We start from the raw sequence: 14,751 nt of genomic DNA, 5'->3' as shown, positions 1-14,751 counted from the left end.
TTGAGATCAATGGAGACTTTACTTTGCTAACGAATAATTGCGATAAAGCCGCTTAATTTCGTTGCCGTGTTTTTAAGATCAATCACGTAATAATAAGTTCCGTTTGGTAGCTCTTTGCCGTCATAAGTGCCGTCCCAGTCGACCATGTAGCCGTTAGAATGAAATATCTTCTGGCCATAGCGGGTAAAAACATCGACCGTACAACGGGTATAATCGCTTAAATAGGGAATATTCCAGGTGTCATTGATTCCATCGCTGTTGGGTGTAAAGGTATTGGGTATCACAAGGGGTTTCAAGACGGAAACTGTTACGTTGGAGCTTTGCTGGCAGCCGGTTGATGTGGTAACGACTAATCTGTAGTTAGTTTTAATTTGCGGACTGGCAAGCGGATTTGGAACCGATGTATTACTCAAACCGGTTGAGGGACTCCATAGGTAACTGGTGATGGTGCCGGTTATAATTGGGTTAAGCTGAATACTATGTCCTAAGTCTATCGATACTTGGTCCGGCATGTTAATTTGCGGCAGGGGATTAACCATTACCCTAACAGGCTGACTTTGCAGCGTTGCTAAACAGCTGAGGCCGCCAGTCACCGAACATGTCACTTGGTCACCATCTTTGAAATTGTCCGATGTAAATGTCGGAGCATTATCACCTGCATTTACGCCATTCACCTGCCATTGGCAAGTAAAGGTAGTACCTAAATTTATTGGAACTGCAGTAAAGGTAAGCGATGTTCCCGCACAAATTACTGGTTTAGTAGGTTCAATGGTGACAACAGGTGTTGGCGGTGGCACTATTGAGGGCGTAACCGTAAAGGATTTCTGAGCCGTGTTTTGATAACTATCCGAAGCCGTAATGGTCACAAGGAAAGGCTCGGAGCCGCCCAGTACTGTACCAGGCACAGGTGTTTGGGTGAAAGTGACGTTGAAGCAATTATCGGTAGCTGTTGCCTGCTGTCTGTAATCAGGCAAGTACAATGGACACAGACCGTTACCCTGAAGGGTGACACTGTTGAATTCTGAGGTCATAATCAGGGAACTTCTAACATTGACGGGAACTTTTATCGTCTCGCTGACACCGTTGGAAGGATAGGTAGCGGTGATGCCGACCGTTTGTGGGCCGACGCTGGCACAGGTAAAGGAGATAGGACTAAGCGCTACATTGATTGGGGTGCTACAGCCCGAAACTGTTGCGACGTCACTGAGCTTAACGGCGTAATTCCCGGACGCGTCAAGAAGCAACGTGATGGGACCAGACTTGGCTGTGATCACTGGTTGATCGGTGCTGGTCACCGAAAAACTCGTCGAAGCCGTACCACCAAAACCGTCGGTAACTGTGAGGGTCACCGGGGTGACTATATTGAGCCCCACTGCTGTCCCCGCAACCGGTACCTGGGTGACTTTGAGCTTGGTTTGGCTACAAACGTCGCTGACGCCGGCATTAATTGAGTAATCCGGAATGGTTGTACTACAATTGGCACGGGGCGCGATTGTTTCGTCTGGGTGGGTTGTGATGAGCGGGGTTGTAATGATGGTAACTGGGATTTGCTGCGAGGTGACGGAGCTGTGGTAGATATTCCCATTTTTGTTTCCCGACACACCCCCAACTAAAGTCGTTACAAGCCCCGCAGGGGAAATTTTGCGGATCGCGTTATTCTCCTGGTCGGTAACGTACATATCACCTGCTGCATCAGTTGTAATTTCCCCGGGCTGATTAAATTCAGCAGTGCCACCAGTCCCATCTTTGAAGCCCTGTCCCATGAATTCTGTGCCCACAAAATTACTGGTTACGCCGGAAGCCGAAAGTTCCCATACGGAATACTCCTGAGTCATAAACAGATCGCCAGCGGCGTCGATAGTCAACCAGCCATCAACAGAATATTGGGTAAAACTGTAAATTGTTGTAACAACAGCTCCAGGTGTTATTTTTTTGATTTTACTATTGCCATAGTCCAGCACAAACAAATTATTCGAAGGATCGATTGTAATACCCCGTACAAAACTGAAACGGGCATCTGTGCCGGTACCATCCTTATCGCCGTTACCATCAATGCCGGCAAACAGAGACACGGTTCCATCCGGCGTGATCTTGTTTATATATACGCCAACCGTCGCAAATATATTATTTGATTGATCGGCAACCACCCCTTGGATCTGTTGCTGAAAGCCGGACCCAAAAGAACTGACCATACCATCAGGTGTGATCTTCCGGATTTCGTTATACTGGTAATCAACCACAAACAAATTTCCAAGGTGATCCATAGCCATCCATGCAGGGTTGCCAAAACTGGCTGTAGCTGCCGGGCCATTTGTATTGCCATCAGCGCCATTACCCGCAAGTGTCGAAACCGTACCATCCGGCGTGATTTTTTTGATCAAATGGTTACTCGCATCTGAAAAAAAAATATCTCCTGCGGGATCAGTAACAATACCTACCGGATCGGTAAACTCGACGTCAGACGGTGCCGCAACCGATAATGTAACCGTTTGACTTCCAAGTTGAGAGCAATTAAAAGCAGATGGACTAACCGTTACCGTGGAATTTCCAACATTAGAAACCGTAGCTACATCTGCGGGCACTATAGTTTTGTTGCCGGTAGCATCTAAAGAAAATATAAGTTTAGCCTTAGGGGTTATAACCGGGCCTTGTGCTTGTGCTTTATGCACAAGCAAGCACAACGCCGGGAGGAAAATAAAAAGGAAATTGCGGCCACGCCATTCCGTCCGGTTAATCTTCATTACTATGATAAGAAAGTCGGTAACAAATATAGTCCTAAAATATACCTATTTCAGCCGTTTACATAATTTTCATAAATGACGAGCCATTTCAAATTAAAACTCCTCTTATTTGTTTAAAGTCGATTCTAATCCTGTAAGCTTAGGGAACTTGTTTTTTCAAGTTTATGGACATATTAAGCGGGTGTGGTGCTGTAAGTTCCTTTGTCCTCTGAAATTTCGAGGTTAGCTATCTTTACAGCTTGCCTTGCGATATATGCCTATCATTATTTGTACTATTTATTTATGGGAAAAAAATAATGACCGCTTTTGTCAAACTTTCCTCCCTTTGCTAATTCGATTTAGCAAAAATATTCCTATTATTGCTCTACCAATTATCAACCATCAATGAAACGCTTACTTTTTTTATGCTTAACCGTTTTAGCAATTGCTAAAATAAATACTTCGTATGCCCAATCTGCCAGTATCCCGCCAATGCAAAGGCAGTGGAACTCGGCCTGGATAGGGGCGCAGGGGGATAACGGGAAAATTTACGGCGTTTATTATTTTAGGAAGAATATCGATTTAGCAACCAAGCCCGCGAGTTTTATTGTACACCTATCGGCCGACAATCGATATAAATTATATGTTAATGGCACACTGGTATCGTTGGGGCCTGCAAGGGGAGATACTTATTTCTGGAATTATGAAACGGTTGACCTGGCGCCGTACCTGATAGCCGGAAAAAACGCTGTAACGGCTTTGGTTTGGAACGAGGCGCAATACAGCCCGGCGGCGCAGATCAGTGTGCGCACCGGTTTTATTTTGCAGGGTAATACCGTTGTGGAGGATATTTTAAACACCAATGATAGCTGGAAAGCTACTCGTGATGTTGGTCATAAGCCTATACCCGGCTATTTCTTCGCTGCCAGCAAGGGCGAAATGGTTGATATGAGCAAAACAGTTAAAGACGATTGGAAAGCCGCTGCTTTTGATGACAGCGCCTGGCCAGCCGCCAATAAAATATCCGACGGCAGACTTAAAGGCACTGCCTGGGGAATTGATTGGGCGTTGGTGCCATCAACACTGCCGCCAAGAGAGTTAACCTATCAGCGCCTGATTAAATTGCGTGGCGCGACTGGCGTAACGGTACCGGCGGATTTTCCGGCTACAAAAGCCCAAATAACTATTCCGGCAAATACTACGGCTACTTTACTGCTCGATCAGACTTTTGAAACCAACGCTTTTGTAACCCTCAATTTTAGCGGGGGCAAGGATGCCGGGATTTCGCTGGGCTACGCCGAATCGCTTTATAAAAAAGGTACAAAGTGTGTTGAAAAAGGCAACCGTGATGAGGTTGAAGGCAAAGAGTTTGTCGCCCGGATTGATAGTTTGATTGCCGATGGTAGTAAAGAACAATCTTTTACTACGTTAAACTTTCGTACGTATCGCTACATTAAAGTGCTGGTAAAAACCAAAGATGAACCGCTGGTGATAGATGACCTTTACGGCACCTTTACCGGTTATCCTTTTAAACGTGCTTCGGTAATGAACACTACCAATCCCGAAATAACCAAAATGCTGGATATTGGTTGGCGTACCGCGCGTTTAAACGCCTGGGAAACGTATACCGATTGCCCGTACTATGAGCAACTGCAATACATTGGCGATACCCGCATACAGGCCGTAATATCGTACTACAACAGCAGCGACGACAGGCTTGCCCGTAACGCCCTTACCCAAATGGACCATTCGCGCCTACCCGAGGGTGTGACTGCCAGTTGTTACCCATCAAACGGTACGCAGGTAATTTCGCCGTTTTCATTGTGGTACATTGGTATGTTGCATGATTATTGGATGTACCGAGGCGATAACGCTTTTATTAAAGGCAAGCTTTTAGGCGAGCGTGGCGTACTGGATTTTTTCAGCAAATACCAACAGGCCGATGGCTCGTTAAAAGATACTCCGTATTGGGCCTTTGTGGATTGGGCCGGCAATATGTGGGGTGAGGTAAAGGGCAAGGATGGGAGCGCTGCCATTTATGACTTGCAATTGCTTTGGGCATACCAATGGGCCGCGGATATGGAAGCTAAAATAGGCATGCATGAATATGCTGCTATCTATAACCAAAAGGCCGCGCAGTTAAAAGCCACCATCAACCGTAAATACTGGGACCCTGCAAAAAAGCTATATGCCGATACCAAAGAAAAAAACGGTTACTCGCAGCACGTAAACTCATTGACTATACTTACGGGTACCGTTAGCGCTGCCAATATGCCTGCCGTTGCCAAAGGATTGCTTAACGATAAAAGCTTAACCCAATGTTCGGTTTATTTTAAATATTATTTGAACCAGGCCTTGGTAAAAGCAGGTTTGGGCGATAACTATATGGATTGGCTGGGCATTTACCGAGAAAACATGGCCATGGGCCTTACCACCTGGGCCGAATACTCGGACGTTAACACCACCCGGTCCGACTGCCACGCCTGGGGTGCCAGCCCTAACATTGAGTTTTTCAGAACCCTTTTAGGGATAGATAGTTATGCACCGGGATTCGCCAAAGTTAAAATTGAGCCTCATTTGGGTAAAATAACCAAAATCAGCGGCTCCATCCCTCATCCCAATGGAACAATTTCCGTAGCCTACACGCTGGAGAGTAACAAATGGAAAATAAAGATCAGTCTGCCTAAAAATACATCGGGTATATTGGTTTGGAAGGCAAAAACTTACAACTTAAAAGAGGGGGATAATTCATTTGCTATTTAGGGCGACTGAATAGATGACTGGCAGCTACTCATGAAAAGTTGTAGATCCCAGACTTACGAAGTTTTTAAAACTTCGTAAGTCTTTCGTCGCTTCGGCAATCGCCAATTTCCTCACTCAAAAAATAGTTGTCAGTTATACACTAAACAATTGCATAATTATTTTTACACTTGTAAATAAACTCTAAATTACATTATGCAGAAATATAGCGGCCAGAAACGCATCTTGGTGGCCACAGATTGTATTATTTTTGGATTTGACGGCTGGAATATAAAATTGTTGCTGGTACAGCGGGGCCTTGAGCCAGAAAAACATAAGTGGAGCCTGATGGGCGGTTTTATACAACCGTCAGAGTCGCCGGATGATGCTGCTAACCGTGTGCTTGAACTACGTACCGGGCTAAAAAATGTATACATGGAGCAGTTTCGGGTATTTGGCGCCCCCGGTCGTGACCCGGTTGAACGCGCGCTATCTATCGCTTATTTTGCCTTGATTGATATTCATCAATACGAAAAACAATTGAGTGAAGAATATCACCCCGAGTGGTTTTTGCTGGATGAAATGCCCGATCTGATTTTTGATCACGCCGAAATGGTTAAACTCGCCCTGCGTCAGTTACGCTATAAAGCAGCCCTGCACCCCTTGCTGTTTCAGCTATTGCCAGAAAAATTTACCATTCCGCAACTGCAGGCTTTGTACGAGGGCGTTTATCAAACCAAATTTGATGATCGTAACTTTAGCCGTAAACTGTTATCAACGGGGTTGTTGGTTAAGCAGCCCGAAAAGGATAAACTATCGTCAAAAAAAGGAGCGTTTTACTATAAACTCGATCAATCGCATTATGCCGAAAATTTCGAATCGTTTCTGAACCTGGTACCCAATCCCGAAAAGTATTTTTAAGCGGCCAGAGGCTTCACTTTTGGCAGCAATATAATAAATGTGGTACCCCTGCCAGGCGACGATATTACATTGATGCTGCCATTGTGTTTCTCAATAATGCCAAACACAATGCTTAAGCCAAGGCCGGTGCCTTCGCCCACGTTTTTTGTGGTAAAAAAGGGCTCAAAAATGCGCTCCTTTACTTCGTCGGTCATGCCTGTTCCCGTGTCTGTAATTTCAATAGAAATATAGTCTTTAACATCCTGGGTAACAATGGTTATGGTTTCTTCCTCTTGCTTTTGTTTCGCTTTTATGGCGTGTATGGCATTAGCAATCAGATTAATAAACATCTGGTTTATTTTACCTGCGTAGCAGTTTAAGGGTTCAATGTCGCTAAGGATGGTTTTTACCTGTATATACCAGGGGATGGTACTTCTTAATATGAGCAGGTTGGCCAGTATGGCTTTATTGATATCCAATTTTTTTAACACCAATTCATCGGTACTGCTAAAAGTGAAAAGACTTTTTACAATTTCGGTGGTTCGTTTAGCGCCCTCTTCTATCCCGTTAAGAAGGGTATTGATCTCGGCTTTAATAAAAGCAGGGTCGAGGTTTTGGCGGTAATCGTTGGCCTCCTGTACCAATTGGGCATTGTGGGGCTGGTTTACCACGTTCTCATACTTATCAATCAACGTAAACAGCTCATCAAAATCAAGCCGCAGGGGCATAATATTAGAGCTTACAAAATTGATGGGATTATTAATTTCATGTGCTACCCCTGCCGTAAGCCGACCAAGAGAAGCCATTTTTTCTGTATCGATGAGTTGATGCTGGGTGTTTTTAAGGTTATCAATAATGCGGGAAAGATCCTTATTGGCATTAATCAGCTCGATGGTACGTTCTTTAACCTTGTTTTCGAGCAATATATTTTGCTGCGTTGTTAAGCGTTCATTTTCACGTGCTACAGAAATAGCAAAGTTTTGCAAGCCGGTGGTTTCGTTGCGGTAAAAGTTGATTTTATCAGCTAATGCAGCCGAGAACACCACTATGCCTATCACCAGGCTCAAAGGCGTTACATTAGCGGTAAACGTGTTGTAGGGGATAAGGTTATTGCTGCGCGATACAGCCAACAATGTAGTTACTAAAAAAATACCCGAACCCAACATGAACAATTTTGCTGGTTTAAACCCATTTTTATAAAGATAAAAGCCAATAATCAATAATGTGGATGCTACGGTGATGAGGTTTATGCTGATTAAAATATAAGCAAAAGCAGTGTAGCCAATAAGTATGGCAAGCAGTGCTACAAAGTATATGGCAAACAGAAGCCTATAGTATTTGTACCGTTTTTTTAAATTGGCTTTTAGCTGTAAAAATTCACTGGCAAATAAAAGGATAGTGAAACCAAAAAAAACCCGCATGGCAGGGATAATGTAATAGTTAAGCAATGCCTTATTACTAATAAAATAATTGCCGTACCCGCGCAACAGTGTTTGTGCAGATCCCATACAAATAATCAGGAACGCGTAATAAAGGTAACTGCGATCGCCAATGATAGAAAACAATAGCAGGTTATATAATATGCTAACTACCAGTATACCTATAAACGCGCCCGATATAATATTTTCTGTACTCCTGTTTTTAAAAAAGGCCGATTCGCTGTAAATGGATACAGGGATAATGGTAAACGATTTACTTTTTATATGCAGGTAAATAGTTTGCGATTCGCCTTGTTTAATTGGGCACCTGATGTATGTAAAACTTTGCGAGCCAAGCCTGTCTTGCTGGCCGTTTATGGATAGGTGGTGTATTTTAAAATCTTGTTTATCAATATAATAAAGATCAAAGGTATCAATCACGGCAGGGCCGCTGCTAAAAAATAGATAAGGTTCATCATCGTTGTTCTTAAGTGTAAACTTAAGCCAGGTTGCCGGTTTAGCGAAACTTAAAACGGGCATAGGAGCATTACTGGCATGAAAACTATTACTTTTAATTACGTCAGTAATGGATAACCGACCTGTAATATCCTCCAACTCGTAAAAGTAATTATTGGTTAAGCGGGTTACCTGGTTGTTACCAATGGCAAGCGTATCGGCTTTGTAAGCAAAAGCAACTACATTTAGGAATAGTAAATACGCTGCTATTAATAATTTCTTCATATTTACATGATGCCATTTTGCACGCTACAATAATTATAAAAAAATGTGCAAAAAATAAAACTTTCAATAAATTTACTTTTAAGCCCCTATAGATAGCCATTTTTTACATAAATAATTTACTATGCCTGTTGGAGTACTATATGTTGATGATGAGATAAATAATTTGAATAGCTTTAAGGCGGCTTTTAGGCGTAGCTTTAATATTTACACGGCGCAATCTGCAGCTGAAGGGCGGCAGGTGTTACAGGCACATGAAATTGGTGTAATTATAACCGATCAGCGGATGCCTGTAACTACAGGGATTGAATTTTTGGAGTCGATTTTGCCAATATACCCCGATACCATCCGGATTCTTTTAACAGGTTTTTCTGATGTTAACGCTGTTATGGATGCCATAAACCGTGGCCAGGTATATAAATACCTGGTAAAGCCCTGGCAAAATGACGAGCTGAAAATATACATTCAAAATGCCATTGAAATTTACGAACTGCGAAAAGAGAACAAGGAACTTACCTATAAACTGCAATTAGCCAATATTGAATTAGAGGCGTTAACAAAAACGGGAGGGGAGTGAGTGGTGAGTGGTGAGTGGTGAGTGGTGAGTGGTGAGTGGTGAGTGGTGAGTGGTGAGTGGTGAGTGGTGAGTGGTGAGTGAAAATGCTTGTTAAGTTAAGCAAAATTTAAACGAACTATAAATCTGTACAATCGGGATTCAATCAATCTCAAATCTCATGTCTCACATCTCAAATCTATGTTTATATTTAAACACTTTATAGCCAGAGCCAATTAAACAATTATAGCAGGGTGAAACTTTTACGGGCGATAACTTCGGTCATTATTTTGCTTTGCTTTGCTCATGCTGCCCGGGCGCAGGGGGGCTTTACTAACCAGGGGACCGAATTTTGGACGGTTTATATGGATCATATCGATCCGCCTAAAGCTAACGACCCCAAGGTGAGCACTAGCCAGATGGATTTATATATTACAGCTGATGTAAATACCACGGCTACAGTTTCCCTTGCCGATGGTTCTTTTTCACAAAGCTATGATGTTGTTGCTCATCAAATACTTTCAGTTGCTATACCCGCGAGTGCTTTTATTGATCAACAGGGGATATCAAATAAAGGAATACATATTACATCGTTAAAACCGATAGCCGTTTACGCGCATATTTTTGCGCAAAGCGTATCCGGGGCTACTTTATTGTTGCCCGTAAACGTACTTGGTAAGGATTATATTTCTATCAACTATACCCAGTTATCCAATTCGGAAACCAGCGAAAAAAAGCCTTCTTATTCAACATTCGCGGTTATTGGAACCGAAGACAATACCACGGTCGAAATAACCCCCAGCACTTATTTGTTAAATGGTGAGGCGCCCGGTAAACCTTTTAATATCATTTTAAACAAAGGACAGGTTTACCAGGCCCTTGCTAATGCCGATTTAACCGGCACCCGCATCCGCACCATAAGTACACAAGCGGGTACGTGTAAAAAGGTGGCGCTGTTTTCGGGCAGTTCAAAAATTTTGATAGGTTGTAGTTCGCAAAGCAATACATCTGATAATCTTTTCCAGCAGGTATATCCAACAGCTTCCTGGGGTAAAAATTACATCACAGCACCATTAAAAAGTCGCAACTATGATGTGTTCAGGATAGTTTTGAGTGATCCTAATACTACGGTAAATTTAAATGGTTTCAATATTTCGCCCGCCAGTTTTACCAACGGATTGTATTACGAGTTTAACTCAAACGCAACCAATGTTATCACGGCCGATAAACCGGTACAGGTTGTTCAATACGCTGTTACGCAGTTTAAAACCATTAACTGCATAGATTCCCAAAATGACATTGGCGATCCGGAGATGATATACCTTAATCCGCTTGAGCAAACGCTTGATCATGTTACCCTAAACTCAACCAGTAATTACCGGATATTAAATAATTTTATAAACGTTGTTATTCCGACAGGCATCATTCCTACCTTCCAGTTAGATGGTAAGCCGTATACCCAGTTTACCACGGTAAACGGCCGGCCCGATTATTCTTACGCGCAAATTGAAGTAGATGCCGGTGTGCATCACATTAAAGCCTCCGACGGATTCAACGCTATTGCCTACGGCTTTGGGCAAGCAGAATCATACGGCTACGCGGCAGGTGCGAGCTTGAAAAATCTGAACGAGTTTATAGCCCTAAAAGATCCGCAAAATACGGTGCAGCAGCTAAACGGTTGTACCGGAGTGGCTTACAAAATACAGCTGACCTTGCCTTTTAAAACAACGCATATTAAGTGGGATTTTGAAAACGGGGCCGCTTTTGAAGATAATAATCCGGTAGTAAAGTCCACAACGGTAAAAGGTGATAAAACACTGTATTTATATGAGTTTGCCCAAAGTGAAACCTACGCTACAGCCGGCGATCATGCGGTGATAGCTACCGTTTTTAACCCCGTGGCAACAGAATGCGGCTCTGACGAGATTGTTGAACTCGATTATAATATTTCGGCCCAGCCGGTAGCTAAATTTACTGTTACGGGTACCTGCCTGGGCAGCGCCACGGTTTTTAAGGATGTATCAGAAACTGCCGATCATGAAATTAAAACCTGGTTGTGGGATTTTGGCGATGGCACTACCGATGTAGTCCAAAATCCGTTGCACACCTATACGGAGCCCGGCAATTATCCTGTGCGGGTTACCATTGTTAACGAAAACGGTTGTAGCGATATATCTGATGTTACTACGGTACATATCAGCGAGCAGCCACTGGCCAACTTTAATTTTTCGGCACCCGATTGCCCTGCACAGGATATAACTTTTACAGATGCATCTACCTCATCTGATGGCGCGATAATTAAATGGAGCTGGGATTTTGGCGATGGGAGCGATGTTGTACAGAAAACGGATAATACGCCCTTTTTACATCAATACGCTGCCCCAGGCGTTTACAACGTAAAATTGATAGTGACAAATTCAAATGGATGCGCCAGTCTAACTGTTGAAAAACAGCTAACGATAGGAAATTTTCCGGTGGTTGATTTTATTTTGCCCGATGCCTGTGTTGCCGATAATGTTTTGTTTAAGGATAATAGCACCATTGCCGATAATACCGAAAGTGAGTTTACTTATGAGTGGAATTTTGGCGACTCCAATGCCAGCACTATAAATAATACATCGGCAGAGAAAAATCCGAGGCATCATTATACCGAGGCTAAAGTGTACCAGGTTACGTTGAAAGTGACGTCGAAATATGGCTGTAGCTATTCAAAAACACAACAAGTAACCATTAATGGCGATATTCCTGGTGCCAGGGTTGTGGTTAGCGATCCCTCGGCTTTATGCAGTAACCGGGAGGTGTTTTTTGAAAACCGGTCGACAGTTGATTTTGGCATTATAACCAGGCTTGAGGTAACTTTTGATAACAATGATGCCCAATCAACAAAAGTTTATGACCATCCGGCTTACGGGCAGCAGTTGCGTTATACTTATCCGTTATTTACCGATGGCAACCGTACTTATAATGTGCACGTAGTAGCTTACTCCGGCGAAATTTGCCAAAACACGCAGGATTTTTCGCTGATTATAAAACCAGCTCACGTAATTACGTTTGCGCCAACGCCATCATTTTGTCCCGAGGATGCTCCATTTACTTTTAAACCGACTAATATTCAAGGGCCCGCTGGAACCGGTGTTTACGCTGGCAATGGAATAAGTACCGAGGGGTTGTTTAACCCTGCCGTGGCTGGTACAGGCACCACAGAGATCAGTTATATTTATTCGACCGGTAACACATGCCCGGATACTGTAAAACAGCAGGTATCGGTTTACGCATCGCCAACGGCTTCAGTTGAAGGGCCGGTTACGGTATTGGAGGGAGCTTCAGTTGGTTTAAATGCGTCGGCCAATGGTCATAACCTAACTTACAAGTGGACTCCTGCTGCCGGGCTGGATCATGACGACGTGCTAAGCCCGCAGGTAAGCCCATCGCAGGCTACAGAATACAGGCTTACCGTAACCTCACAGGAAGGCTGCCAGGCCACGGCTACTGTTGCCGTTAAAGTATTAAAGTTCCTGGTGATCCCCAACGCGTTTTCGCCCAACGGCGATGGACAAAATGATACCTGGGACATTAAATACTTAAACCAATACCCCAATAATACCGTCGAAATATTTAACCGTTACGGCGAAAAAGTATTTACATCTGTAGGTTACACGGCTCCCTGGGATGGTCGTTATAAAGGAGCCAATCTTCCCGAAGGGACCTACTATTACATCATCACGCCTAAAAATGGCAGAAAGACCGTATCCGGTAATGTAACTATTATCAGATAAATGATTATAAACATCAATTTACCCAAAGGTTTTAAGGGTTCTGTTTTCATAGCAATCGCTTTTAAAGATTTGCGTGGTAAAAGGTAGCTCCTACGGAGCAAAAAAAAAACAAAATATCTGTTCTACAAATAGGTAGCCGCCATGCGGCAGCTTTTCGTTTTATCAAATATTAGATGCTGCATAGCGGCTACCGGTTTGTAGAAATAAATGAACCAGACAAGATGCCGCATCGCGGCTACCTGTTGTGTGCTCATTGAAAGATCTCTCCTTGTATGAAAATGTTAAAGGCGATTGCCATGGTTCTGTTTTCTTATAAGCAATCAAATAAATAATTTTGGTATTATTGCATTACCGATTCCCCGATAGAAAAGTTGGATATTTTCAGTTTTTTACCGGACGAACAAACCGGGCCTACAGAATGCATAAATATTTACTTGCAATAAGTATATTTTTTCTTTTTCATCCCTTACTTGTTTTTGCCCAAACATCGCAAACGGTTAAAAATGGTTCGGCAACTACTGCAATAAATTTTACGGGGTCGTGTAATTATACCTGGTTTAATGATAATTCGTCAATTGGTTTAAGCGGGGCTGGTACGGGTAGCATTCCTTCCTTTATTGCCGTAAATACTGGTTCGACAACGGTAACAGCTACCGTAACAGTAACCGCTACGCCTACACAATACGCTTACGTTTTAAATGCCGATGCCAATACGGGTAGTGTAACGGTTGTTGATGCTATAAATGATAAAGTACTTACCACTATTACAGATGGGATAGGGAAAATGCCCGTTAGCGCGGTAATTACGCCCGATGGCAGCAAAGTATACGTAACCTGCCAACAATCTAATACCGTGGTAGTGATAGATACCAAAACAAATGCTGTTACAGCCACCATCCCGGTGGCTGCCGCGCCGGCCAACATTTTGATATCTCCGGATGGTACGCAGGTTTTTGTATCGCATGTTAACGATGATAAAATTACAGCGATAAATACTTCCAATAACGCGGTAACCCGATTTTCTGCCGGCGACAAGGTGGTTACTTTTGCCATAAGTGCCAACGGTAAAACATTATATGTGCAGCAAGCTGGCGGCACCATAGCCTGGATAGATGCCAATACCAATAGTCATATAGTTAGGTTTGTGGTTTACATGGGCAAAAATGCAGCGTTTATGACAGTAAGTACCGATGGTAAATTTTTATATGCTTCTTACCCGGCCGAAAATTTGGTATTAAGCATTAACACCGCTACTTACGTTACAGAGATGACCGTTCCTGTTGATCCTCACCCGGGCGAGATAGCGCTCGATAAAAACGGCAGCCTGTTATATGTTACCAATAGCCAAAGCAACGAAGTATCTGTGATTGATTTGGTAGCCAAAGGAGTTACCAACAGAATTCCCGTTGGTAATGACCCCGTCTATATGTCAATAAGCCCGGATGGTAGTAAGCTATACGCTGGTAATTTGGTGAGCAACACTGTTTCTGTTGTAAGTATCGCCGAAGGAAAATCAAATTTAAACTTTAACGCAAATAAGCCGTATAAGATGGTATTTGCGCAACCATCGACAGATTGTGGCAATTCGCCGATAACTTATACTATAACGGTTACGCCAACGTTAGGTGGCACAACAAATATGGATATTACAGTGCCCGATGCCTTTAGTCCTAACGGCGACGGACAAAATGATACATGGATTATTAAAAATTTAGAAAACTATCCTAATAATACAGTAGATATATACAACAGATACGGAGAAAAGGTATATTCGTCAATTGGTTACAGCGTTCCCTGGAATGGCAGGTACAAAGGAGTTGATCTTCCTTTCGGGACTTACTACTATATAATAAATCCTAAAAACGGACGAAAGATTATATCAGGAAACGTAACTATCATTAGATAAA

At 43.0% G+C, this 14,751-nt stretch carries 7 protein-coding genes; 5 read left to right on the top strand and 2 right to left on the bottom strand.

The window, feature by feature from the left end; genetic code table 11:
• Window positions 1–26: 26 nt before the first annotated feature.
• On the bottom strand, window positions 27–2,741 hold the full coding sequence (locus QWZ17_RS17245; protein ID WP_290306526.1) for a T9SS type B sorting domain-containing protein: 2,715 nt from the start codon (window positions 2,739–2,741) through the stop codon (window positions 27–29).
• Between the two features lie 384 nt (window positions 2,742–3,125).
• Here QWZ17_RS17245 and QWZ17_RS17240 point away from each other — a divergent pair, with 384 nt between their 5' ends.
• Window positions 3,126–5,483: an alpha-L-rhamnosidase-related protein gene (locus tag QWZ17_RS17240; RefSeq protein ID WP_290306524.1), complete on the top strand. Its 2,358-nt coding sequence runs from the start codon at window positions 3,126–3,128 to the stop codon at window positions 5,481–5,483.
• Between the two features lie 192 nt (window positions 5,484–5,675).
• Complete coding sequence (locus QWZ17_RS17235; RefSeq protein ID WP_290306523.1) at window positions 5,676–6,380, top strand: NUDIX hydrolase; 705 nt, start codon at window positions 5,676–5,678, stop codon at window positions 6,378–6,380.
• Here QWZ17_RS17235 and QWZ17_RS17230 read toward each other — a convergent pair.
• Window positions 6,377–8,518, bottom strand: a complete 2,142-nt coding sequence (locus QWZ17_RS17230) for a sensor histidine kinase (protein WP_290306522.1) — start codon at window positions 8,516–8,518, stop codon at window positions 6,377–6,379. The two genes, QWZ17_RS17235 and QWZ17_RS17230, sit on opposite strands and share 4 nt — an antisense overlap.
• Before the next feature lie 121 nt (window positions 8,519–8,639).
• Between QWZ17_RS17230 and QWZ17_RS17225 the strand changes: the two genes are divergently transcribed.
• The 3 genes from QWZ17_RS17225 to QWZ17_RS17215 all read left to right on the top strand — a co-directional run bounded on the left by QWZ17_RS17225 (window position 8,640) and on the right by QWZ17_RS17215 (window position 14,750).
• The gene (locus QWZ17_RS17225; RefSeq protein ID WP_290306521.1) at window positions 8,640–9,092 is read left to right on the top strand and encodes a response regulator; all 453 of its coding nucleotides are present in this window, start codon (window positions 8,640–8,642) and stop codon (window positions 9,090–9,092) included.
• 230 nt (window positions 9,093–9,322) lie between these two features.
• Complete coding sequence (locus QWZ17_RS17220; protein ID WP_290306520.1) at window positions 9,323–12,844, top strand: PKD domain-containing protein; 3,522 nt, start codon at window positions 9,323–9,325, stop codon at window positions 12,842–12,844.
• A gap of 418 nt (window positions 12,845–13,262) precedes the next feature.
• Window positions 13,263–14,750 (top strand): T9SS type B sorting domain-containing protein, encoded by a 1,488-nt coding sequence (locus tag QWZ17_RS17215; RefSeq protein WP_290306519.1) that lies wholly within the window; start codon window positions 13,263–13,265, stop codon window positions 14,748–14,750.
• The last annotated feature ends 1 nt before the right edge of the window (window position 14,751 follow it).

This window comes from Mucilaginibacter flavus (assembly GCF_030409315.1).
GTDB lineage: Bacteria > Bacteroidota > Bacteroidia > Sphingobacteriales > Sphingobacteriaceae > Mucilaginibacter > Mucilaginibacter flavus.
Note: the sequence above shows the minus strand (reverse complement) of the source record. Positions and strands in the feature narration are given on the sequence as shown.